Genomic DNA, 25,447 nt, shown 5'->3' on the forward strand with positions numbered 1-25,447 from the left:
AATTTTACTTATCAATCAAAATAGCTTTTATTCTTCTTATACCCGAAGATGAGGATTGTTCTTTTTGTATTTTAAAAGTACCAAGTTCATTGGTATTCTCTACATGAGGGCCTCCGCAAACTTCAAGTGAAAATCCATCTATCTCGTAAACGCTCACCAAATTATCATATTTTTCTCCAAAAAGAGCTATAGCACCTCTTTCTCGAGCTTCACTTAATTCCATTATAGATTTTTTTACAGATAAAGAATTTTTTATCTGCAAATTAACAATGTCTTCAACTTTTTTTATCTCATCATCTGTCATCTTTTCAGAATGAACAAAATCAAACCTTAATCGCTCAGCAGTAATATTGCTTCCTTTTTGTCTAACATGATCACCTAGTACTAATTGAAGTGCCTTATGAAGCAAATGCGTCGCTGTATGCAACTTAGTGGTCTCATAAGTATAATCAGCAAGCCCTCCTTTAAAGACTTTGTCACCCCCTTTCTTTGAAATTTTTTGATGATTTTTAAAATACTCATCAAAACCTAACTTATCAATATTAAAGCCATATTCAAAAGCAAGCTCTTCTGTTACTTCGTATGGAAAACCATAAGTATCGTAAAGTTTAAAAACAATATTACCAGGAATAGTCTTGGAAGGTAAATTTCGTGTTATTTTAATAAATTCTTGCTCACCTTGAAATAAAGTTTTAAAAAACTTTTCTTCTTCTGTGCTCAACTCTTTTTTGATAAAATCTTTTTTTTCTGTTAATTCATCATAAAAAGATCTATAAATAGTCTCTACAGAATCAACAAGATCAGCTAAAAAATGAGATTTTATTCCAAGCTTCTTTGCATATCTAATCGATCGCCTTATTAATCTTCTTAAAACATATCCTTGGCCCAAATTAGAGGGAAAAACAACAGAACTGTCAGCAAGGATAAAGCAAGCCGCTTTAACATGATCAGAAATTATTCTGATACATCTATCATCGTCTTCTTTTTGTCCATAAATTTTACCAGAAATAAATTCTATTCTCTTTATTATAGGTATAAATGCGTCTGTATCATAAACTGAAGATTTGCCCTGCAAGAAAGCAACTGTCCTCTCAAGGCCCATTCCCGTATCGACACATTTTCGATCCAATTCTATGTAATTACCATTTTCATCTTTATTGTATTGCATAAAAACATTATTCCAGATTTCAAAATATTTGCCACAAGAACACGTAATATTGCAATCAAGAGAACACTTAATCTTTCCGGTATCCACATATATTTCAGTATCTGGCCCACAAGGACCTTTAGATCCAACAGGTCCCCAAAAATTATGATCCTTAGAAAGATAATATATTCTATCTTTAGAAATACCCAAACTTTCCCAAACTTTAGCCGTTTCTGTATCACGAGGAATCTCTTGATCGCCTTCAAAAACGCTCACATAAAGGCTATCTTTTGGAATATTCAAATAATCAGAAGACGTCAAAAATTCAAAACTACACCTTACAGAATACTCTTTAAAATAAGCTCCAAGGGACCAATTTCCAAGCATTTCAAAAAAGGTTAAATGGGTTAAATCTCCAACCTCATCAATGTCTCCTGTTCTCAAGCATTTTTGAACATTGACAAGCATATCTCCTGATGGATGTACTTCTCCAAGAAGATAAGGAATAAGGGGCTGCATGCCAGCTGTATTGAAAAGAACTGTAGGATCATTTTCAGGAACCAATGATTTACCCATTATTTCAAAATGTTTTTTTGATTTAAAAAAATCAATATATTTTTTACGTAACTTTTCAAGTGTCATTAAATAAATTCCTCATTTTTTCTATATATTACTAAATCGCCTTTTAAAGTTAAATTTTTAATATAATTAATAAAAGATAGTGTCATAGTTTTTAAATCTTTTTTACTTATTTTTCCTAAAAAAGCTTCTTCATCTAAAATAATTTCTTTACGCCTTTTTGAAACATTTGAAAGCATTTTATCTCTAACCTCATCAGTTTTATCTTTAATAATAATTGCAATCTCTTTGTCTGTAAACTCTCTTAAAATATTATGCAGATCATTATCCATGATTCTCAATATTACATTGATATCAAATATTTTTTCTCGAATTTCACTGTCCACAACAGGATTTAAATCTCGCATATTAATCTTATTAAGCAGACTTTTCTCTTCATTAGAATCCATATAGCTTAAAATATCAACAAGTATCTTAGATCCATCAAGCTTGTCTGTCTTAAGACTACCTTGTATCTTAAATCTATCTTTAAGCTTATTTGAAATTGCCTCTATTGTCTCCATGCTCAATTGTCTTGGTTTAGCAAGATCTTTTACAAATTCTCTCCTATCTTTTTCTCCTAGCATCGAAAAAACATACTTTTTTTGATCTTTATTTAAATAATTATATAATATAACAAGCGTTTTAATGTTCTCATCTTTAATTAATGCCCAAAGTTGTTCATGCTCAATTTGAGATAAATAATCAAAAGGAATAAAAATATCATTGCCAGTAACTTTTTTATAAATTGATTTTGCTTTAGATTTTCCTAAAGTTTTATTCAATAATTCATAAGCAAAGTTATCATCAACCTTAACATACCTTTTTTCATTTCTTAACAACTCTTCAAATTCTTTAATAATATGATCTTTTTCTTCTGGGGCAATATAACTAATCTTTGAAATTTCTCTGGTGATCAATATTATATCCGAATCATCAAGCTCAGACATAATCTTTGCAGATTTTTCAAGTCCAATAGCCAAAAAATATTTTGCAATCTTTGTAACCTTACTCTCTTTGCGAATAAATCCTGGCTTTAAATCATTGATATTGTTAGATTTAGACTCAACAGGTGCTTTATTTTTATTGCCCCTAACTAGATTTATCCAAGATTTAAGCATAGAACCTTGAATCTCTGAATCGGAAAAGTTTTTATTTAAACTTAAAGTATCAACTTCCTCAACAGTTTTTTTGCTTAAATTTTTAGTTTTTTTATATTTAGAAAGCCTAGGATCCTGCATAACCTTCGTCTCTTTTAATGTTTGTAAGAACTAATAAATTGGGATGCTCTTTAAGAAGTCTGGCTGGACATTCATTAATAGAACTATTAAAACCTAAAAAATTTTCTAAAGCACGCTTTTTTTCAACTCCCATAAATAACAAAACAACGGCTTTTGAATTAAACAAAGATTTTGGCGTCAAACTTATTCTTTTACTAGGAAATTTAGGAGAATTGTATTCATATTGATAACCTTCTACGTCTGAAAACAACAGTTTGCTTGAAGGGAAAAGAGATGCAATGTGACCATCCTCACCGGCAGAAACCAAAATAAAATCAAAAATATTAAACCTAGAATTAAATTCAATATTATAGTCATAAATAGCTGTGGTTTCGTCTATTTCGTTATAAGTAAAAGCATGAAATTTGGAAATACTTATTAAATTTTTATCAACCATTTTGGAAAAAAAATTTTTATTTAAAAGACTATAATTGCTATTTTTGTTATTCAATGGAACACACCGTTCATCAACTAAAAAAAAATGTGATCTTTTAAAAGAAAAATTTTGTTTAAGAAAAACACTTAAAAAAGTAACTATGCTTCGACCACCACAAATTCCAATACTCGTATATTTATCTTTATCTATATTCATATTAAAAAAATCAAAAAATCTATTTTTTAAATAATTTTCTTCATCAGAATATAAAAATTCCATTTAATTTCCTTTAATACATATTAATCTAAATAATAAAAAACGGTAAATAATAAGAAATGGTTGCAACCATTCTTAATATTCTTTGAGGATAAAGTTTTTGGTTACCAAAGCTTCTATCAAATGAAAAAAATTCAAAGTACTTTTGATTTGCATTTTTAATTTTACTTAATTTGGAAACAAAATGTTTTACAAATTCCAAAGCTGCCAATTTTGCATTTATTATTGAATTTGTAAACATTTCGGACCTTACATCATTGATTTTATTAAAATAATATTTTAAACCTCCATTGTTACTAACCAATAGACCTTGATCATGAAGCTTAACAATATTTTTTTCTACTATTTTCATTTTCTCAACACCAATTGTATTGGCAATTAAAGAAACATACATGCTGTATCTATAATAAAAGTTTTTATAACTTTACTCATTAAACATAAATCCTATTTATTATATGGTCTTCATTAAATCCCCATTTAATAAAAAAGTTTTTAATCTTATTAGATAAATTTAAATTATTTACTTTAATACTGCCACCAACCGTATCAAAATCCAAATCATATTGTAAATTCCAACTTAAAGATGTTAAAAAGATTTCTTTTCCACTTATCCCTTTAACTGTAATATAATTACCATTCTTGGTGCTAACGTTTTTTATTATATAAGAAATTATAATTGACAATGCCAAGAAAAGTAGTAAAAAAAATAAATCTTTTCTTCCAAACAAAGACAATTCCTCCTAAAAATAAGAACAAATAATTGTTAAATTAGCTCGTTTATTCTAACATATTATGTAATGTTAATAAATCGCAAAATATCAATAGCTCCAATGGTAAACATTACAGATGAACATTTCAGATATTTAATAAGACTTTTATCAAAAAAAGTTACATTATATACCCCAATGATTTCTGCAAAGTCAATAATTATGGGTGATGTAAAAAAAATTGTAAAACAAACACCCCTAGAATCACCAATTGCAATTCAAATAGCAACAAATTCTAAAAATGATGCTCTTAAAGCCATTCAAATTCTTGAAAAATACTTCAATTTTGATGAATATAACCTTAATGTTGGATGCCCATCTCTAAAAATCCAAAATGCAAATTATGGAGCTTGTCTAATGAACAACGCTAATCAAGTAGGTGAAATTTTAAAAACAATGAAAGAAAGCACAAATAAGCCTGTTTCAATTAAACATAGATTGGGCATAAGGCTTTTAACTAGTGATTACAAAAATGAAAGTTACTCTGAGGTAAAAAATTTTGTAAGAATAATCTCAGATTTCGGCATCAAAAATTTTATTGTACATGCAAGAGTTGCAATATTAAAAGGATTTTCTCCTAAAAATAATAGAAATATCCCAAAATTAAGACATGAATTTGTATATAATCTCAAAAAAGAGAACAAAAATTTATTTATTGAAACAAATGGAGGAATCAACAACTCAGAGCAAATTAAAAAACATTTGTCTGCTGTTGATTCTGTTATGATTGGAAGAAGTGCTTTTGAAAATCCATACTTTATTGCAAAGGCCTCAAGAGAATTTCTAAACGAAACTGATGAAATTCCCACAAGAAAAGACATATTGATGCAAATGGTAGAATATATTAAAGAATACGAAAATTATTTGTCAATAAATATATTATTCAAACATCTTATGGGAATAACATTTTCCAAAGAAGGAGCTAAAAAATTTAGACAAAATTTAACAGCACCATTTCCAAAAAACCTAAAAAAACATGAAATATTGCTAAAAGCTATAGAAACATTGCCAGAAAACATACTAAATTCTAATTCTTAAAAGGAATGTAATCAAACCCTGTATATTTAACCAAACTTTTAGGAATCCTAACTCCTCCCTTTTCATCTTGAAAGTTTTCAAGTATAGAAATAATAACTCTAGTTGTAGCTATTGCTGTTCCATTTACCATGTGTGCAAATTTATTTTGCCCATCTTGATCTTTATATCTAATCTTAAGCCTTCTTGACTGATAATCTGTACAATTTGATGTTGAGGTAACCTCCCCATAGCTACCTTTGCCATCTCTTCCAGGCATCCATGCTTCGATATCATATTTTTTATATGCTGGGGAACCAAGATCAAAAGAACAAATATTTAAAACCCTATAAGGAATCTCAAGCTCAGTAAAAATTTGCTCTTGGATACCCAAAAATTCATCATGAATAACCTGAGATTCTTCTGCTTTACAAAAACAAAACATCTCCACCTTGCTAAATTGATGAACTCTATAAAGACCTTTTGAAAGCTGCCCGTATGTTCCAGCTTCTTTTCGAAAACAATGTGAAAATCCTGCCATTTTTATTGGCAAAGTGAGATCTATTATTTTATTATAATAGTATCCACCAAGCGTAATTTCAGAAGTACCTACAAGATATTTATCTGTACCTTCAATCTTATAAATATTGCTTTCATTACCACGAGGATTAAAACCAATCCCCTCAACTATAAACTCTCTTGCAACATCAGGGGTAATAAAAACATCAAAACCTTTTTCTCTTAATTTATTTAAAGAGAAATTAATTAAAGCAATTTCTAAAAAAACTGCTTCATTTTTAAGATAATAAAATTTATTCCCGCTAACCTCACGTGCTCTGTCAAAATCTAGAAGATCTAAATCTCTGCCGAGCTCTAAATGGTCTTTTGGCTTAAAATCAAAATTTGGAATAACTCCAACTTTTTTTATCTCAAAATGATCTTCCTCGATATTACCAATAGGCACATCAGGCGACAAAATATTGGGTACTCGCCTATTTTCAAGGTCAAAATCAATAGATACTCTCTTAAGCTCTTCTTCCAGATCAATAAGCTGTTTTTTTAAAATCTTTCCGGTTTCTATTAAAGAAATTCTCAAACCCTCATCAAGATTTCTCTGCATTTTAGAGGAATTTTCATTTCTTTTTGCATTAAGTTCACCAATTTTAGTAATTATTTTTTTTCTCTTATCATCAAGATAAATTAACTTATCAATATCTAAAACAAGGCCTCTTGCTTTAATACTTCTCTTAACAAGATCAAGATTATCTCTAATAAATTTCAAATCAAGCATCTTATCTCCTAAGATATGTCATAAGTAAAATTTTTAAACAAAATTAAAAATTACAAATAATATTAATTCATATCAAGGTTATTATATAATATCTTATAACAGGATTAGAATAAATATTGCAGGGAGAAATCGTAGTATGCTAAATCCAAGAACAATAAAAGTAACTTTTGTGTTAATATCTACATTAATGATTTTTAACGGATGTGCAAAAAAAACTACCAAAATCAATTTTAAAGATATTAACTCAAATAGCAACGAAATGAATTCTTTAATAATAAATTCAATGAGTTCAAAAGAAGAATCAAAATTTTATGAATACAATATTAGAATACCCAAGCTAATAATTGAAGGAAAAGAAAAGGGAAATCTTGAAGAATTTAATACTGAGCTTAACGAATATGTAAGTCAAATTGTAGCAAGACTTGATATTGTTAGTAACGAGCTTAAACCTGAGGACAAAAAATTTAGCTTAAAAATAGACTATGAAATTCACTATGGGTACAACACTTATACAATAATACTTATTGCAACTCAAGAAATACATAATAGTCCTATTACAAATTACAGAACCTATTACATTCAAGATAACGGACATTATATTTATAACATTGACGACATAATTAAAACAGATGAAGCATTCCCATTTTTTATAAAAAAAATTAAAGAAAAAATTTTACCTAACGAATTATTATTTGATTTACAGCAAGCAGTAATTTACTTTGAAAACAAAAAAATTATTATTAAATTTCCAGAATACACATTTAAACTGGACGATACAGAGGAGCTACAAAACATATTTGAATTTAATGCAAGCGAAATAGAACAATTTGTAAAATAAGGATTAAAACCATAAATGAAAAGGAAAAAAATTTTTAAGCTAATTTCAAAAACTTATTTAGAAGAATATGATGCAGAAGGATCTTATTTTAAACACAACAGCGGTCTTGAAGTATTTCACTTAAAAAGTGATTCTTTTAAAGAACATGCATTTTGCATAGCTTTCAAGACAATACCTTCAAACAATACCGGGGTTGCACATGTTTTAGAACATACAATTTTTTGTGGTTCTAACAAATATAAAATAAAAGATCCATTTCTTTATCTATTAAAGGGGAGTCTAAACACATTTTTAAATGCAATGACATTCCCAGACAAAACCATCTACCCAGCAGCATCAACAATCGAAAAAGACTATTTTAATTTATTTCATATCTATGCCGATTCTATATTTCACCCGCTGCTTAAAAAAGAATCATTTATGCAAGAAGGATACAATATAAATCCAAAAGATTTTAAAGTATCTGGAATTGTTTTTAATGAAATGAAAGGTAGCTACTCAAATAAAAATTCTCTAATCAACGAAATAGTAAGTAGTTCTCTTTTTGAAGAAGGAGCATATAAATACGATTCGGGTGGAATTCCAACAAATATTATTGATCTTACCTATGAAAGTTTTTTAGATTTTTATAAAAAATACTATACACTTGAAAACTGCAAAATATTTTTATGTGGGAATACTCAGACTGAAAAAAATCTAAATTTCATTGAAAAATATATAATAAGGCCTTATAAAAAAGAAAAAAGCAATGTTAATATTGAAATAGAAAACGTTAAAAGATGGGAAAAAGGAAAAAAATTAACATACAAAATTCCTAAAGAAAACGATAATACTCTTGGAGGGGTATACACAATAAATTGGCTTTGCACAGAAATTAACAACATTGAAGACAGTATTGGTCTTGAAATTCTCTCAGAAATACTCTTGGATGATTCTTGTTCATTCACAATCAATATCTTAAAAAGCGGGATTGGCGAAGATATAGCTCACGTTAGCGGAATCAATACGGATTTAAAAGAATCCATTTTTTCATTTGGGCTTCAAAATGTTGTTGAAAAAAAAGAAAAAGAATTTAAAAATTTAATTTTTAGTGAGCTTAAAAATTTAGTAAAAAATAAAATTCCAAAAGAGCTAATAAAAGGAATTCTTTTTGGCTACGAATTTGCTCTAAAAGAAGAAAAAGGGCAAAATTTCCCCATTGCTTTAATGATAAAAAGTTTTAAAGGATGGCTAAATGGCATGCATCCAATCAAAACATTGCAAACAAGCTACTATATAAATGAAATTACAAATAAATTAGAAAAAGGAATTGATTACTTCGAAAATTTAATCGAAAAATATTTAATACTTAACAATCATTACACATTAATAAGCTTTATTCCATCACATGATACAGAAAAAGAAATGGAAGAAGAAATTGAAAAAAAATTAATGACAAAGGAAATTGAAATTAAACAAAATCCAGAAGAATTTTTACAATTTAAAAAAGACTATAATCAGTTTAAAAAATACCAAAATAAAAAGGATTCTAAAGCAGATATAGCAAAACTTCCTTTACTAAAAATAGAAGATTTACCAAAACAAATAGAAAAAAGTTTAGATCTTAATGAAATAAAAGAACTAAATTTACATTCTTTTAAATTTAAAAATAACAATATTTTTAATGTAAACTTATTTTTTAAACTAAATTTTTTAGAAAAAGAAGATTATATATACCTATCTTTATTCAAAAGAGCTCTCCAAGATTTATCTACAAGAAACTATTCTTACATAGATATTAACAATAAAATCCAAAATACTTTAGGACAAATAAATATATCTGAAAATTACGACGAAAATATTAATGAAAACATTTTAAATTCATTTAATATTAGCTTTAAATCTTTTAACCATAAGGTTAAAGAATCATTTGAACTGATCAAAGAAATTTTAATTAATATTAACTTCCATGATTATGAGAGGTTAAAAGAAATAACACTAAGCTTAAAAAACGATTTTAAATCTTTATTAATTCCCAAAGGACATCTTTTGGCAATATTAAGGTCCAAATCAAAGCTAAAATTAAATGAATATTTAAAAGAATTACAAAATGGAATAACAGGTAGAGAATTTTGGCAAAAAATAAAAATTGATACAGAGTCTTTAAAAGAAATCGCAAATAAATTAGACAATCTAAAAAATAAAATAATTTTAAAAAACAATCTATCTGCGCTAATAATGGGAAACACTGACGATATTCTTAAAACCTTGGAAAATGAATTTTTTAATCTAAAAGAAAACCTAAAAGAAAATAATTATTACGATGGATTGCTCAATATCGAGACAAACAACAAAACATTAAAAGAAATAATAATTATCCAATCAAAAGTAGCTTTCAATGCCATATGTTTTCCTACTTACAAAATCAACGATGAGAATTATCCAAAAGCAAATTTTTTAGAGCATATATTAAGAAGTGGAATTTTTTGGGAAAAAATAAGGGTAATAGGCGGTGCATACGGAGCAAGCGCATCGATTGCTAACGGAATTTTCTCTTTTGCATCCTACAGAGACCCTAATTTTATTAAAACGTACCAGGCTTTCGAAAACTCTTTAGAAGAATTAGTTAATAATAAAATGACAAATGAAGAGATTTATACCTACTTAATAGGTTTAATAGGAAACAATATCTATGTAAAAACTAAAGCTACAGAAGCTTTGCAAAGCTATAGAAGAAAAATGTTAAATATTAGTGATAGTTTAAGACAAGCCATTCGAGATGCCTACTTTACAATTACACCCCAAGATATTAAAGAAACATCCGAAAAGATTCTAACACAATTAAAACAACACAATAGCATTGCATCTTTAGTAAATAACCAAACATATGAAGAAGAAAAAAACAATCTGGAAAAATTAATAGGAAAAGAATATAACGTAAAAAAAATTTATTAATACTTTCTCAAAATCTCATGCAAAAAACTAATAAATTTTTAAATTTTTAGGACTTTTTATACCTTTTATTAAATTTATCAATTCTTCCTGCAGCATCAACAAACTTTTGTTGACCAGTATAAAAAGGATGTGATTTACTTGTAATCTCCACAGTAATCAGTGGATATTCCTTTCCATCAATATATTTAATAGTTTCCTTTGAATTTAAAGTAGACCTGGTTAAAAACATTGCTCCATTTGATCCGTCTTTAAATACAACTAAATTATTTTTAGGATGTATATCTTTTTTCATAAAACCTTCCTTTTAACCTTCACTAAAGTTTAATTGACATTAGAAATAATGTCAATTTTTTTAATTACCATTACTCATTGTCTTTAAAAAGATCTCATTATTTTTGCTTTTTTTCATCTTTTCTATCAGAACTTCAACTCCCTCATAATCATCAACACCTCCTAATATTCTTCTAATAAGCAAAATCTTAGAGCGCTCCTCTTCACTAAGAAGTAACTCTTCTTTTCTGGTGCCTGACTTTTTAATATTAATAGCAGGGAAAAGTCTTCTGTCTGCCAAACTTCTATCAAGAATTAATTCCATATTACCGGTACTTTTAAATTCTTCAAAAATAACTTCATCCATTTTACTACCAGTATCAACCAAAGCAGTAGCTATAATAGTCAAACTTCCCCCTTCTTCAATATTTCTAGCAGATCCAAAAAACCTCTTTGGCTTATGAAGAGCATTAGAATCTACTCCGCCTGATAAAATTTTACCAGAAGTTGGCATAGTTTGATTATATGCCCTTGCAAGCCTTGTAATAGAATCAAGCAAAATAACAACATCTTTTTTGTTTTCAACAAGCCTTTTTGCCTTTTCAATAACCATCTCTGCTACCTGCACGTGCCTACTAGCCTGCTCATCAAAATTAGATGCAATCACTTCGCCTTTAACACTACGAATCATATCTGTAACTTCTTCTGGTCTCTCATCAATAAGCAATATCATCAAAATAACATCCGAATAATTGGTAGTTATTGCGTTAGCTATTTTTTGAAGCAAAGTGGTCTTTCCCGCTTTTGGAGGGGACACTATTAAAGCCCTTTGTCCCTTACCTATAGGTGAAAAAAGATTAATAAGCCTTGTAGAAATATTGCAATTTTCATATTCAAGATTCAATTTAATATTAGGATAAAGAGGGGTTAAATTATCAAAAGGTATTCTGTTTTGAGCAAACGTAGGATCTTGATTATTAATAGATTTAATTTTAACCATGGCAAAAAATCTCTCACCATCCCTAGGCGATCTAATTTGACCATATAAAATATCACCTGTCCTTAAATTAAAAAGTCTAATCTGAGAAGGAGAAACATAAACATCATTACCTCCTGAAAGATAAGAATTTGATGCAGTTCTCAAAAATCCATAGCCATCACTAAGTACATCAAGCACACCTGTAAATAAAACATTAATATTATTTTCACTTAATATTTTCACCAATAAAAATATTAATTCGGTTTTTTTCATTGTTACAGCAATAGTATGATTGGTTCCAAGACCTTCAACAATTTTTCTAACCTCTGTAATTGGCTTGTCATAAAGTTTTTCAACCTCTAAATAATCTTTTCCATTAAAAAACTTAATGATATTGCTTTGCTCTAAAGTTTTAATGTTATTTTCTAAGCCCGAAGCAGGAATATCATAATCAAATTCAGAAAATACTACACCATTTGAATCCTTTGCACTACTTAAATCTGAAGATTTTGTCACGTTAGATGCAGAATCCTTTTTGGCAACAACTTTAACCACTTTTTTTTTCAAATTATCTTCAATCTTAAACTCTTTAGAAACATCCAACCGCCTTACTTCACTTTCTAAATCAAATCCACCATTTTTTTTATCCATAATTTCCTCTACGAATTAAATTTTTGAGAAAGGATTTTATAAAAATCTACTTATTATTAATTAATAAAAAATACCGACCCTATTGTAAAGTATCTTTTATTTGTGAAACGGTGAAAGAAAACAAATCTACAATTTCATTAGATTTTATCATTTCACACTTACCATCAAAAATTATATTATCATTAATAAATATTTTTTTTGTCTTTACATCCCCATATATTTTACAACCACTGTTTAAATAAACTTTACTAGCAGCATTTACATTGCCCTTCAAAATTCCTTCTAGTATTAATGTATCACAAATTACCACATCGGTGATAACCTTACTGTTCTTACCAATAAAAAGCACACCCCCTTTCGAAGATATTTCACCCTCAAAAGAAGAATCGAGATACAAAGTTCCTTCAAATTTTAATTTTCCTCTAAAAGTTAAACTAGAATCCAGTTTACAGTCCCATTTATAAGAATCTACCAAATTAACCGGCATTTAACCTTTAATACCCCACACTCTCTCTTTTAAATCTTTGCCTGGACGAAAATATGCAACATGATGATCTAAAACCTTAACATATTCCCCTGTTTGAGGATTGCGAGCATTTAAACGTCCCTTTCTTTTTCTAACTTCAAATGTACCAAAAGATCTAAACTCAATAACATTATTCGAACAAAGATTACTCTTAAGCTCTTCAAAAAAAGCATCTATTACAAGTCTTATGTATTTTTTTTCTAATTTTAGATTATTATTCCTAATATTCAAAGATATTTGATCAACAATATCTGACTTAGTAATCTTTGGTCTTCTTGGAAAAGACATAAACTAATTTCCTTACTTTAACAGCAAAACATTTAAACGAGATTTTTTTCTAGCGGCCTTATTTTTATGAATTATTCGCTTTCTAGCAGCAGTGTCTAGTTTTTTTGCAACAAACTTAAAAAATTCAATAGCTTCGTCTTTCTTACCCGCTTTAATCAAGTTGATACAGCGTTTTTCTATTGTTTTTAATTCACTTTTTACACTTACATTTCTAATCTTTCTTTTTAAATTTTGACGAGAGCGCTTCAATGCAGATGCATTTTTTCTCAAGTGATACTCCTTAATTTATTAAACAATGAATTTAATATACCAACTAATTTAAATATAGTCAATCAAAGCTTAAGTTAATTCAGTATTATAATTCTGATTAATATATTCAAAAACCTTTTGCATGGAATAAGAAATTTTTTTATTCAAAATATATACTTTTTTTGCCGAATGATTCCCTTTATAAGAAAAACATAAATAATTTTTATTGTTAAATTCAAATTCTCTGGTAATAAAAATTTTTTCAAAAAATTCATAAAAATAAATTTCACCTTTAAAGATTTTTCTTTCATAAATTGAATCTTTTCTAAATTCATAAAATAACACTACATTACTAATAACCAAAAAATCACCTAACAAAACTTTAATGTCAATAAAACAAATAAATAAAAAAATGAATATATTGCTTAATGAAATATAATAAACTAATAAACTAATTATAATACGAGCTAAAAACATGCAAAGATAGGCATAAGACAAATAATATCTTATTGGAAAATTTTCCAATTTTGAAATAAACAAATCTTTTCTTTGTAATTTAAGCTCTTTGAATAATTCACTTGAACCATTGCCTATCAAAAAACAAATCTTAATCTTTTTTTTATTTTTTAATTTTAAAATCAAAACATTGTCTGTCAATCTTTTTTCAAACGAAATAATGTCATTAAAATCAAAATTATAACTTAAAAAATTACTCTTATAATAAATCTTAGATCCCTTAAAAGAAATAGAACAAAAATATCTTAAATAAAAAAGAATTACAAAAAAATTTACTAAAAGAAGCCCCAGAACAAAGTAAAAAAAATTTGTATCATACAAAAATAAATAAAGCAAACAAATTGAAATATTGAAAACAAACAAGCTAATTAATTTTATATTATTGAAAAATAAATTACCCATAATATAAAATAAATCTAAACATTAAATTTAAAAAAGATTACATCTCCATCTCTTACCAGGTATTCTTTACCTTCAATTCTAACAAGTCCTTTCTCTTTTAGTTTTTGAACACTTTGAAATTTAAACAAATCCTCACAAGAATAAACTTCTGCTTTAATAAAACCCCTCTCAAAGTCACTATGAATTATTCCAGCAGCTTTAGGAGCTTTCGTACCCTGTTTAAATGTCCAAGCTCTAACTTCTTGCAAACCTGCTGTAAAATAAGTTCTAAGCCCCAAAGTATAATAGGCTTTTTTTATCAAATTACTAAGACCGCTATCATTTATTCCAAATAATTCTAACATTTCATTTTTATAAGATATATCCTTTATTCCAGCAAGCTCGGCTTCAATTTTGGCACATAATATTAAAAAATCATTTTCTTCTTTCAAAGCAATATTTTTTACAATATCTGTATATTTATTGCCACTAAGTGAATTTTCATCGACATTACAAACATACAAAACTTTTTTAAAAGTCAAAAGATTTAACGTTCTAATAAAATTGTATTCGAAATCATCAAATTCAAACTCAATAGCAGGATTCATATTGCTTAAATGATCTTCAAGTCTTTTTAGCATTAAAACAATTGCCTTAGAAGATTCACTAATTTTTTTATCAGTGCTTTTAACATTTTTTTCTTGCTTTTGAAGGCTTTTTTGAACAGTTTCAAGATCTGATAGACAAAGCTCAATATTGATTGTGGTTATATCTTTCTCAGGATTAATCTCATTATTAATATGAATAACTTCTTTTTCTTCAAAGCATCTTACAACATGAACAATAAGAGAAACTTCGCGAATATTAGCCAAAAATTTATTACCAAGTCCTTCACCTGTTGATGCTCCTTTAACAAGACCTGCAATATCCACAAATTCCATAACAGCAGGAATAATCTTTTGTGGAACAATACACCCTGCAATTTTCAAAAGCCTTTCATCAGGAATCTCTACTATCCCTACATTTGGCTCAATAGTACAAAAAGGATAATTAGCAATCTCAACTTTAGATGATGTCAACGATGCAAATAAAGTAGATTTGCCCACATTGGGAAGTCCCACAATTCCTGCATTAAGTTTCATATCTTAAACCCTTAATAAAATTAAAAAGCAATCTAATTAATAAAATATGCAAACTCTCCCCTTCCTGTCTGTTGATTCATATTTACCTCAACAGATAAATTAAAATATTTATTAGGCTCTTGAGGACCTGGATAATAATATTCTAGCAAATAAGTACCTGTTTTTTGTTCTAAAATTAAATCATAAACTTTAGATACTCCTTCATAAGACGAAAAAGGAATTATAGCACCACCTGTCTCATTAACTAAATACTGAAGCTTGCTATTAACAGGATCATTGCCAAATAATATTAAGTAAAACCTTATATCATTATTTTTATAATAGCTTACTATTGTATCTAAAGAGTATTTTTCAAAAGCTTTGCGATTTAAAACACCACCACTAAAATAAACTACTGCTCTTCTTGAGCTTTTTGACATAAGCCCAGAACCTGCCAACTTTAAACTAACATCTGTCTTTACCAAATCTGTACTATAAGGACCAAGAGAACTTGTATTTCTAATATTATTTGTCAAGCTTTCAATATTATCTATAATAGGCACATTTGTTGCATTTATAAAACTAAAGTTTTTATTTTTTGACGACTCCATTAAAGCATTTAAACCTACAATTTGATCTAGATCATAATTTTTCATATAAGAAGATTTATCAAAAACAACTGCTATATTAATGTCTTTTGAAGCATTTACATTGTACGCTACTTTAGGATTGACAATGTAATAATTTTCATTTGCAATTGAAAAATTTTCACTTTTAAGTCCAACAACCGGTAACCCGCTTTTGCTGCTTACATTAAGCTCAACGTAAATTTTAGGACCTCCAAGTCTAACTATTCTTCTAACATCAACATTTAAACTGTCGTAAAGACTTGAATCACTCTTGTAAACTGAAACCTTGGCATTATTAAAATCTGAGACAATCATCTGATTATTGGCATCCAAAACAGATGAAGAAATTTTAGAATTCGCTTTATCTGCATTTAAAATTTTTGTAATTGTCTTTTTAGCAATATTGTACTTATAAACACCATATTTTGAAGATACTATAACATTGTTACCGGCAAAATCGCTACTAAGACCCTCTATTCCTTCAATAGAAGTAAAAACTGAATACAAATGATTGCCGCTAGTATCAAAAACTTCAATAGTATTTCTCAAAGAATCTGCAACATAAATATTTTCATTCAAATAAGTTACACCTGTAGGACCCAAAAGACCCTTGTAACCTGAAGTTCTATAACCAAAATGCAGAATAAAATCGCCATCAAGTCCAAATTTACTAACTCTTTTATTTCCCCACTCGCTCACATAAATATAGTTTCTCTTATCAATAGCCATATACTGGGGAGCAAGCAATTCGCCATCTTTTGTGCCTTTTTTCCCAATAGATTTCCTTTTAACTCCGAGAACTTTGTCGTAAACACCAACTTCATCGCTTGAATAAAGAGTCACATAAAGCAAATTATTAGCTTCAATAACATCATAAGGTGATTTTAAATAACTAAATCCATCTTTAACTAAAGTATTAACATTATTATTGACATCAAAATACAATATTTCATTACCTACAAAGTTAGCAGCATAATATCCACCGTACTTATCAGCCCTCAAAGACGTAATCTGATACCCGTGTGGCCTTTTGTAAATAGAATTATCAAGAGAAGCAACTTTTACAAGTTTTTTAAAATTAAGTTCGTAATTTGAAAAAATCCCTCTCCTTTGCTCAATAGTAGAAATCAAATGTCTAAGATAGGGAACCTTATAGCCTTGATCTTTTAAATTTCTCCATTCCATTAAAGCTTCTTCAACATAACCCAGTCTGTAATAAACATTACCAGTCCAAAAATGATAATCAAGGTTATTAGGATCAAAGCTTAAAATTTTTTTAAAAGATAAAAGAGCATCATCATAAATTCCATTATTATAGGAATTAAGAGCCCATTTAAACTCTTCTTGAGCATCTTTATTGGTAACTATTCCTTGAGCATGCAAACTAAAAATATTTAAAAAAAACAAACCAATAAAAACAAAAGCTAACATAATCTCCTTTACTCTTTAAAGACCTATTACAAGCATAAATTCTCCAAAAAAATACAAAATTTAATGCTATCATATAAAATTATTAATGATAATGTTAAATATATTACATCATTATGCTACTACTAATAATAGTAAAAAAGAGGAAAAATGAAAACTAGATATCTTTGCCTAGCCGCATTTTCAGGAATTCTTACAACACTTGCAATTCCAAATGAAATTAAAGAAACCGGATATTCAATCCTAGGATTTATTGCTTATGTACCGCTTTTTTTAGCCTTAAACAAAATAGAAGATAAAAAAACATTAATAGGATTAACCGTATTTTACTTCATAATAGCCAACTGCTTGCAAAATTTTTGGCTTGGATTTTTTCATGCATTTGGATGGATTACACTCATAGGAGTGTTAATAGGATACATTCCATATTCATTAACTTTAGGTTATTTTCTTTATTACTCTTTAAAAAGCTTTAAAAATAAAGCAATAACAATAACAATGCTTTTTACATTTTATGATTACTTAAGATCAATTGGATTTTTAGCATATCCCTGGGGACTTGCAGCTTTTACAGTAAACAACTTCAATAATTTAATTCAAATAGCAGACATTTTCGGTGTATTTTTTGTATCATTTGCAGTCTACTTTTTAAACTCAGGAATTGCAGATTTTTTAATCCATAAAAACAAAACAAATTTGCTAAACACAATATTTCCAATATTATTAGTAACAACATCTTTTACTTACGGAATACTTAAAAAAACAGAACTAAAAAGCTTATTATCAAAAGAAATAGATAGTCTAAACATTGCAGCTATTCAGCTTAATATTGACCCATGGTTGCCTGGAAATGACGAGAAAGGAATAAGAGATTCTATTACAATTACAGAACAAGCCTTAAAAGAAAATCCACAAATAGAATTTGTAATCTGGAGCGAAGGAGTACTAACCTACCCTTTTAGCAAAGAAGACCAGTACTTTAAAAACTATAGCTTGCATAATGAGCTGAAAAATTTTATAAAAGAACATAAAATCCCATTTGCCATTGGTGCTCCCTCAAATGTAGACAAAACTATAGGGATTCAACAAAATTCTATTTATATGATAGAGCCAGACCTTAACATTGCAAACATATACTCTAAAATATTCTTAGTCCCTTTTGCAGAAAAAATTCCGTTTTACGAATATGAATTTGTAAGAAACTTTTTTTTAAAAAATTTTAGAATCTTGGGACAGATTGAAGGTAATAAAATTGAAATATTGAAATTGAAAAAATTTAAATTTGCCCCCTTAATATGTTATGATGATGCATTTCCAGAACTTTCAAGATTTTACAAAATCCAAGGCGCTAATATATTGTTAAACTTTTCAAACGACTCTTGGTCAAAAACAAATTCAGCAGAATGGCAACACTTTGTTGTGTCTAAATTTAGAAGCATTGAAAATGGAATCAAAACCATTAGAGCTACAAACTCAGGAATTACTGCGGTCGTCAACGAATATGGAGAAAGTACTGAAAAGTTAGAAACTTTTACAAAAGGCTACTTATTATCAACAGTAAAACTGTCTCCAACATTTACAACCATTTATGAAAAAATTGGAGACTCGTTTATATATATATTAATAATAATGTTTGCAATTACAACACTAAGATTTTACTTTATAGAAGATAAAAACCAATTATTATCATCCTCTTTAGTAAAAATTAAAGTCTGACGTTCTTTCCAAAATGGAAAATTTTTAGTAAAGTCATTTTTCTTAGCATTCACATTAACAGAAAAGGAAGTATCGTTGGACTTTGAAATTTTTAAAGACTTTAAATCGTAATAATCATCAACTGATAAATACTCTCGCTCATCCGCATCAATTTTAGATGAAGCATTTGATAAAATTGATATAAAATCATCTTTTGATTTAAACTGACCCATAACATTAATTTTATCTGCAATAACAGAGTCAACCAAATCAAATTTTTGAGAAATTAAAGCTCTTGCAAACTTTCCAAATTGGAATTTAATAAATTTATCTTGATTTTTACTTCTCTCTCTTTGAGCAATATATTCTATTTTAGGAGCATTTGTAAAATCATTGATTTCTATTTTTTCGTGCACTATTCCGGGTATCTCCTCAAGTTTAACATCCTCAAGCATAACAACCTTGGAATTGTCATCCTTAATTCTAGCATCAAGCTCTTTAACTGCAAGCTTGATATTAACTCCCTTTTTCAAATCTGGATAAATCTTTAAAGCTTTTACTTGGAAAAGTTTTCCCTTTTTAACTTTACCAACATTTATATACCTTTGACCAACCTCATAATAAAAAATAGCAAGCTCTTTTTGCTTATCAACATAAGAAGAACTATCTTGAGCAAACAAATTCAAAAAAACAAAAGAAAATAAAAAATACAGAAGAAATAATCTCCCCATTAAGAACCTCCATTAACACTCAACCTTTAAAATAAAACAAAAGAATGTCAATCTACTATAAGTAATTATAATACAAGTTTATCTCTAATTAAAGAAATGACCTTATTCTTATCTTCTTCGTTAAAAATATCTATTTCATCGTAAGAAAATTTTATCTTTGAAGATAAGCTGTATTCATTATACCACTTCAAATATTTCCTATTAAGACCCTCAAGGTAATCTCTGGGAATATTCATTTCAAAGCTTCTATTTCTATTTTTAATTCTGCGCTCAACCTCATCAATACTGCAATCAAGATAAACAAGCAAACTTGGTCGCTGAGAATGTTCAAGCATATTATCAAGAAGATCGATATATATTTTATACTCCTCGTCAGAAATATATCCATCGCAATTTAAAAGAGCCGCAAACACACAATCACCATAAATAGATCTGTCAAGTATGCCCCCTTTTGTTCTAAACACACCTTTTATTAACTTAAACCTTTCATTGAGAAAATTAATTTGAACTGGAAATGCCCATCTGGATTTATCCTTATAAAATTTACCTAAAATAGCCAAAGTAAAATCATTATTCAGTTCACTGTAAAAAGGAACTTTCAACTCCTTTGATAAAATATTTCCAAGAGTAGTTTTTCCTACTCCAATTAAACCTTCTATTACAATCACCAAGTCTACCTCCAAAAATAACTTAAATAACTCACATATAAGCTAAAAAAGAATTGCTAAAACATAAAACTTAACTAATAAAAAAATCCAATGTAAAAATTTTAATATAAAATAAAAAAACCTTAAATAAATTTTTAGAAAAGAAATCAATAATTTAAAACTTAAAATTTTTAAATTATTGACATTAATCTTAATTAAAAATAATATATTAAATACGAAATTTATAAATTTATAATTAAAAATATTAATTTTTTTTGAAAGCAAGAGGCTATAATATAAAAACCCTAACTGTATTAAAAAAACACTATAAAATTTGATAAAAAAATTTAATATATCCAAATTCAAAAATCAAAAATTAAAACTCTTTAATAAAAAATAAAATTGTTATAAAAATAAGGAGGTAAAATATGAATTATACAAAATTCCAAGAATTTATATCGGAATTTTTGGGAACATTTATACTATTAGCTCTAGGAACTGGATCTGTCGCAATGACAGTATTATTTCCCTCAAGTCCTGAAATATCAGGAGAAATAATAAAAGGGGGGTATACAAATATAGTATTTGGATGGGGATTGGGTGTAACATTTGGTATTTATACATCAGCAAGAATTAGTGGAGCACATCTAAACCCAGCTGTTAGCATAGGATTAGCAACTGTTGGAAAATTTCCCGTTTCAAAACTCTTACACTACATTGTAGCGCAAATATTAGGAGCATTTACAGGCGCATTAATAACACTTGTTGTATTTTATCCTAAATGGATAGAAATAGACCCTGGCCTAGAAAATACTCAAGGCATAATGGCAACTTTCCCTGCTATTCCTGGATTTTTGCCTGGATTTATTGATCAAATTTTTGGAACTTTTTTGCTAATGTTTTTAATTTCTGTTGTTGGAGATTTTGTAAAAAAACATAATGACAATCCATTTATTCCATTCATTGTGGGATCAGTGGTTTTAGCAATAGGAATAAGTTTTGGGGGAATGAACGGCTATGCTATTAATCCTGCAAGGGATCTGGGACCAAGAATTTTACTCTTATTTGCTGGATTTAAAAATCATGGCTTTAACAATCTAAGCATATTTATTGTGCCAATAATTGGTCCAATAATTGGAGCAATTTTAGGCGCTACAATTTACGAATTTACACTAAAAAATAACAAAGATTAAAAGATATTTATCTGTATCTTTGTCAAAATAAAAAGGAAGAATTATGAAATATATTTTATCTATTGATCAAGGTACTACTAGCTCGAGAGCAATAGTATTTGATAAAAATGCAAACATAAAAGGGCTTGCTCAAAAAGAATTTACTCAAATTTATCCACAGCCAAGTTGGGTGGAACATGATCCTACCGAAATATGGGGATCACAACTTGGAGTTGTAACAGAAGCTTTGGCAAATTCAGGAATTTTGCCCAATGAAATTGATGCTATTGGAATAACCAATCAAAGAGAAACTACAGTTGTGTGGGAAAAAAACACAGGAAAACCCATTTATAATGCAATAGTATGGCAAGACAGAAGAACTGCAAAAATTTGCGACCAATTAAAGCAAGAGGGAAAAGATAAAATTATTTTAGAAAAAACAGGCTTGGTTCTAGATTCTTATTTTAGTGGAACAAAAATACTGTGGATCTTGGATAATGTAGAAGGTGCCAGACAAAAAGCTGAAAATGGTGAATTATGTTTTGGAACAATAGATACATGGATATTATGGAATCTGACTCAGAAAAAAGTACATGCAACCGATTATTCTAATGCTTCAAGAACATTATTATTAAACATTAAAACATTAGAATGGGATGATGAACTTTTAAGCATATTAAATATTCCAAAAGCAATTCTGCCCGAACTTAAAGAAAGTTCTACAATATATGGCAAAACAGATAAATCACTATTTGGAGCAGAAATTCCTATTGCAGGAATTGCTGGAGATCAATTTGCAGCAACATTTGGACAAGCATGCCTTAAAAAAGGTATGGCTAAAAATACATATGGAACTGGATGCTTTTTAACGGTAAATATAGGCAAAGAACCAATTATTACCCATGAAAAGCTTTTAACTTCGATTGCATGGGGAAGAAAAAAAACTGTAACTTATGTTCTTGAAGGAAGTGTTTTTATTGGTGGAGCCGTAATTCAGTGGCTAAGAGATGGTCTTGAACTTTTTAGAAAAAGCTCAGATGCAGAATCGTTGGCAAGATCTGTTTCAGATAATGGAGGAATTTATTTTGTACCAGCATTTGTTGGGCTTGGTGCACCTCATTGGGATTCTTATGCAAGAGGAACAATTTTCGGAATAACAAGAGGATCAACAAAAGCTCATATTACAAGAGCTGCCCTTGAGAGTATTGCATTTCAAAGTTTTGATATACTAAACACAGTAAAAAAATCCATTCCCAACTTTGAAATTCAAGAATTAAGAGTAGACGGGGGGGCAAGTCAAAACAATCTATTAATGCAATTTCAAGCTGATCTTTTAGAATGTAAAGTTGTAAGACCAAAAATAACAGAAACAACTGCTCTTGGGGCTGCTTATCTTGCGGGGCTTGCATCGGGTTATTGGCAAAGCGCCGAAGAAATCATAAGCCTTTGGCAAGTAGATAAGATATTTGAACCTTCAATGCCAAAAAATCAAAGAGAAAAACTTCTTGAGAACTGGAACAAAGCAGTTGAAAGATCAAAATCCTGGATACAGAATTCTCATAATCTATAAAAGCTCAAAACAGTGCTTTAAAGATTATAACAAGAATATATCGGAGACAAAATTATGCATGATTTATTTGATTTTTTAAAATTAGAACAACATATAATAAAAATAAATGGCAAGCAAATAAATCGATTATACGAACAACTCTTAACTAAATTTTTTCATCGATATCCATTGATGTTACGCATGGACTTAAGAAATAAAATATTTACACCTTGCAAAAAGGATTCAATTCATTGGAGAAATACAAAAAATGGTTAATAATATATTAAATCGAAAGAAAAATCATAAAAATTAAAAGATTTACCAATGCAATTGATTTACAGTGCGATTTAACAAAATTAAAACAAATGATCTTTTGCGAATTTCTCAAGTCTATCATTTAATTAAAAAAAATAAATTAACTAAAATGGAGGAATATTTAAATTTCATGAATAATGACAAAGAAACAAAATTAAAAGATCTTGAAAATCAAGAATTTGATCTTATAATAATTGGAGGGGGCGCAACAGGTCTTGGTATCGCAGTAGACGCAATCACAAGAGGATATAAAGTAATACTTATAGAAAAATTTGATTACGCAAAAGGAACTTCCTCTAGATCAAGCAAATTAATTCATGGCGGAGTAAGATATTTAGCTCAATGGAATATTTCTTTAGTTAAAGAAGCTTTGCACGAAAAAGCCATTCTGGAAAAAAATGCACCTCATCTAATTAACGAATGCGCACTTATTACCCCTATTTATAATATTTTAGAAATACCTTATTATTATTTTGGATTAAGTTATTACCACAATCTTATGGGAAAGGAAAAAACTACCAAACACAAAACTAAATTACTATCCAAAACATCCACCATTGAAAAAGCTCCTAATATTAAAACAGAAGGCCTTAAATGCTCTATTCTATATTACGATAATTCATTCGATGATGCTAGAATGGCAATAACATTATTAAGAACTTTTACCGAAAAAGGGGGTATTGCTCTTAACTACACAGAGCTTAAAAAATTCAACAAGGAAAACGGAAAACTCTCGGGGGTTATCATACAAGATAAATTATCAAAAGAACAAATTTCATTGAAAAGCAAATGTATAATAAACGCAACGGGAATATTTTCAGACGAAATAAGAAGATTAGATAATGAAAAAGCTTTAAACATTATAAAACCTTCCCAAGGTAGCCATTTAATAATTAAAAAAGACAAATTTCCCAAAAATCATGCAATATTGATGCCTAAAACTAGTGATAATAGGATTTTATTCGCTATTCCTTGGTATGGTAGTGTTGTTTGCGGAAGCACCGACATTCCAATAAAAGAGATAGAAGAAGAACCTAAAAGATTTGATGAAGAGATTGACTTTATAATAAATAATTTAAACAACTATTTAAATATTAAAATAGAAAAATCAGATATAAAAAGTGTATATACTGGAATAAGACCATTAATAATGGATCCAAAAGCTGAAGGCAACACTTCAAAAATTTCAAGAAATGAAAAAATATTTATATCAGATTCAAATCTTATTACAATAGCGGGAGGGAAATATACTACATATAGAAAAATGGCAGAAAAAACCTTGCTCAAGGCAATAGAAAAAAATTTAATACCAAGTCGTACATCAATTACAGAAGATTTAAAGTTACACGGGTATCTTAAAAAAGAAGATGCACTAAAAATTCCTGAACCTTTTAGAGCTTATGGGAGTGACTTTGAAATTCTAAAAAATATGGAAGGTTTTGACAAAAAAATACACGAGGACTTGGATTTAAATGAAGCTCAAATAGCTTTCTCAATTGAATTTGAGCAAGCAAAAACTATTGACGATGTTTTAGCAAGAAGAACAAGGTCGTTACCTTTAAATCCTCAAGCTACAATTGCAGCTGCTCCAAGAGTTGCTGCAATAATGATGAAAAAATTAAATAAATCTGAAGAGTGGAAAAACGAACAAATAAAAAGCTTTTCGGAAATAAGTAAAAAATATTTAATTGAAAATTAATTTAACATTTACTATTAAACAAAGGGATTGTTAAACAATCCCTTTTAATTTTAAGTTTAA

General features: G+C 28.3%; 23 protein-coding genes. 7 read left to right on the forward strand and 16 right to left on the reverse strand.

Going from position 1 to position 25,447, the window contains the following annotated elements; genetic code table 11:
- Positions 1 to 4 precede the first annotated feature (4 nt).
- The 5 genes from BVAVS116_RS01080 to BVAVS116_RS01100 form a co-directional block, all read right to left on the reverse strand.
- On the reverse strand, positions 5 to 1,789 hold the full coding sequence (locus BVAVS116_RS01080) for an alanine--tRNA ligase (protein WP_006068918.1): 1,785 nt from the start codon (positions 1,787 to 1,789) through the stop codon (positions 5 to 7).
- Positions 1,789 to 3,006, reverse strand: a complete 1,218-nt coding sequence (locus BVAVS116_RS01085; RefSeq protein ID WP_006068812.1) for a flagellar motor switch protein FliG — start codon at positions 3,004 to 3,006, stop codon at positions 1,789 to 1,791. The genes BVAVS116_RS01080 and BVAVS116_RS01085 overlap by 1 nt, the downstream gene beginning before the upstream one ends.
- Positions 2,993 to 3,700, reverse strand: coding sequence for a 6-phosphogluconolactonase (locus BVAVS116_RS01090; RefSeq protein ID WP_006068309.1), 708 nt, complete (start codon positions 3,698 to 3,700; stop codon positions 2,993 to 2,995). Before BVAVS116_RS01090 ends, BVAVS116_RS01085 begins: the two co-directional genes overlap by 14 nt.
- Before the next feature lie 25 nt (positions 3,701 to 3,725).
- Positions 3,726 to 4,049 carry an SIMPL domain-containing protein gene (locus BVAVS116_RS01095; protein ID WP_234925637.1) on the reverse strand — a complete coding sequence of 108 codons (324 nt, stop codon included), beginning with the start codon at positions 4,047 to 4,049 and terminating at the stop codon, positions 3,726 to 3,728.
- A 79-nt stretch (positions 4,050 to 4,128) separates the two neighbouring features.
- Positions 4,129 to 4,425: a hypothetical protein gene (locus tag BVAVS116_RS01100; RefSeq protein WP_006068314.1), complete on the reverse strand. Its 297-nt coding sequence runs from the start codon at positions 4,423 to 4,425 to the stop codon at positions 4,129 to 4,131.
- Positions 4,426 to 4,494: 69 nt separating this feature from the next.
- Here BVAVS116_RS01100 and dusA point away from each other — a divergent pair, with 69 nt between their 5' ends.
- A complete protein-coding gene (gene dusA / locus BVAVS116_RS01105) occupies positions 4,495 to 5,502 on the forward strand; it encodes a tRNA dihydrouridine(20/20a) synthase DusA (RefSeq protein ID WP_006068421.1) in 1,008 nt (335 codons plus the stop codon).
- Here the strand turns inward: dusA and serS are convergent.
- On the reverse strand, positions 5,492 to 6,769 hold the full coding sequence (gene serS, locus BVAVS116_RS01110) for a serine--tRNA ligase (RefSeq protein WP_006068506.1): 1,278 nt from the start codon (positions 6,767 to 6,769) through the stop codon (positions 5,492 to 5,494). The two genes, dusA and serS, sit on opposite strands and share 11 nt — an antisense overlap.
- Positions 6,770 to 6,905: 136 nt before the next feature.
- Here serS and BVAVS116_RS01115 point away from each other — a divergent pair, with 136 nt between their 5' ends.
- Both BVAVS116_RS01115 and BVAVS116_RS01120 read left to right on the forward strand, forming a co-directional pair.
- Complete coding sequence (locus BVAVS116_RS01115; protein WP_006068377.1) at positions 6,906 to 7,607, forward strand: hypothetical protein; 702 nt, start codon at positions 6,906 to 6,908, stop codon at positions 7,605 to 7,607.
- Positions 7,608 to 7,622: 15 nt separating this feature from the next.
- A complete protein-coding gene (locus tag BVAVS116_RS01120; protein WP_006068373.1) occupies positions 7,623 to 10,541 on the forward strand; it encodes an insulinase family protein in 2,919 nt (972 codons plus the stop codon).
- A 46-nt stretch (positions 10,542 to 10,587) separates the two neighbouring features.
- Here the strand turns inward: BVAVS116_RS01120 and BVAVS116_RS01125 are convergent, their stop codons facing one another.
- The 8 genes from BVAVS116_RS01125 to BVAVS116_RS01160 form a co-directional block, all read right to left on the reverse strand.
- Positions 10,588 to 10,833, reverse strand: coding sequence for a type B 50S ribosomal protein L31 (locus BVAVS116_RS01125; protein ID WP_006068460.1), 246 nt, complete (start codon positions 10,831 to 10,833; stop codon positions 10,588 to 10,590).
- Between the two features lie 60 nt (positions 10,834 to 10,893).
- Positions 10,894 to 12,441, reverse strand: a complete 1,548-nt coding sequence (rho, locus tag BVAVS116_RS01130) for a transcription termination factor Rho (RefSeq protein WP_006068580.1) — start codon at positions 12,439 to 12,441, stop codon at positions 10,894 to 10,896.
- A gap of 79 nt (positions 12,442 to 12,520) precedes the next feature.
- Positions 12,521 to 12,928 (reverse strand): bactofilin family protein, encoded by a 408-nt coding sequence (locus BVAVS116_RS01135; protein ID WP_006068653.1) that lies wholly within the window; start codon positions 12,926 to 12,928, stop codon positions 12,521 to 12,523.
- Positions 12,929 to 13,255 (reverse strand): HU family DNA-binding protein, encoded by a 327-nt coding sequence (locus BVAVS116_RS01140; protein ID WP_006068623.1) that lies wholly within the window; start codon positions 13,253 to 13,255, stop codon positions 12,929 to 12,931. It abuts the gene before it with no gap.
- 12 nt (positions 13,256 to 13,267) lie between these two features.
- Complete coding sequence (rpsT, locus tag BVAVS116_RS01145) at positions 13,268 to 13,525, reverse strand: 30S ribosomal protein S20 (protein ID WP_006068795.1); 258 nt, start codon at positions 13,523 to 13,525, stop codon at positions 13,268 to 13,270.
- Between the two features lie 69 nt (positions 13,526 to 13,594).
- On the reverse strand, positions 13,595 to 14,422 hold the full coding sequence (locus BVAVS116_RS01150) for a hypothetical protein (protein ID WP_006068898.1): 828 nt from the start codon (positions 14,420 to 14,422) through the stop codon (positions 13,595 to 13,597).
- A 14-nt stretch (positions 14,423 to 14,436) separates the two neighbouring features.
- Positions 14,437 to 15,543, reverse strand: a complete 1,107-nt coding sequence (gene ychF / locus BVAVS116_RS01155; protein ID WP_006068969.1) for a redox-regulated ATPase YchF — start codon at positions 15,541 to 15,543, stop codon at positions 14,437 to 14,439.
- 32 nt (positions 15,544 to 15,575) lie between these two features.
- Positions 15,576 to 17,582 carry a hypothetical protein gene (locus tag BVAVS116_RS01160; RefSeq protein WP_006068202.1) on the reverse strand — a complete coding sequence of 669 codons (2,007 nt, stop codon included), beginning with the start codon at positions 17,580 to 17,582 and terminating at the stop codon, positions 15,576 to 15,578.
- Between the two features lie 147 nt (positions 17,583 to 17,729).
- Between BVAVS116_RS01160 and lnt the strand changes: the two genes are divergently transcribed.
- Positions 17,730 to 19,295 carry an apolipoprotein N-acyltransferase gene (gene lnt, locus BVAVS116_RS01165; RefSeq protein WP_006068995.1) on the forward strand — a complete coding sequence of 522 codons (1,566 nt, stop codon included), beginning with the start codon at positions 17,730 to 17,732 and terminating at the stop codon, positions 19,293 to 19,295.
- Here the strand turns inward: lnt and BVAVS116_RS01170 are convergent.
- Entirely contained in the window at positions 19,235 to 20,005 is a 771-nt protein-coding gene (locus BVAVS116_RS01170) for a hypothetical protein (RefSeq protein ID WP_040351328.1), read from the reverse strand. The genes lnt and BVAVS116_RS01170 overlap by 61 nt on opposite strands.
- A gap of 65 nt (positions 20,006 to 20,070) precedes the next feature.
- Positions 20,071 to 20,673 (reverse strand): deoxynucleoside kinase, encoded by a 603-nt coding sequence (locus BVAVS116_RS01175; RefSeq protein ID WP_006068545.1) that lies wholly within the window; start codon positions 20,671 to 20,673, stop codon positions 20,071 to 20,073.
- Between the two features lie 407 nt (positions 20,674 to 21,080).
- Here BVAVS116_RS01175 and BVAVS116_RS01185 point away from each other — a divergent pair, with 407 nt between their 5' ends.
- From BVAVS116_RS01185 to BVAVS116_RS01200, 3 genes are all read left to right on the forward strand, one after another.
- Positions 21,081 to 21,845: an MIP/aquaporin family protein gene (locus tag BVAVS116_RS01185; protein ID WP_006068322.1), complete on the forward strand. Its 765-nt coding sequence runs from the start codon at positions 21,081 to 21,083 to the stop codon at positions 21,843 to 21,845.
- Positions 21,846 to 21,888: 43 nt separating this feature from the next.
- The gene (gene glpK / locus BVAVS116_RS01190; protein WP_006068550.1) at positions 21,889 to 23,394 is read left to right on the forward strand and encodes a glycerol kinase GlpK; all 1,506 of its coding nucleotides are present in this window, start codon (positions 21,889 to 21,891) and stop codon (positions 23,392 to 23,394) included.
- A gap of 403 nt (positions 23,395 to 23,797) precedes the next feature.
- Complete coding sequence (locus BVAVS116_RS01200) at positions 23,798 to 25,387, forward strand: glycerol-3-phosphate dehydrogenase/oxidase (RefSeq protein ID WP_095456332.1); 1,590 nt, start codon at positions 23,798 to 23,800, stop codon at positions 25,385 to 25,387.
- Positions 25,388 to 25,447: the final 60 nt, after the last annotated feature.

The sequence above is a fragment of the Borreliella valaisiana VS116 genome, from assembly GCF_000170955.2.
GTDB lineage: Bacteria > Spirochaetota > Spirochaetia > Borreliales > Borreliaceae > Borreliella > Borreliella valaisiana.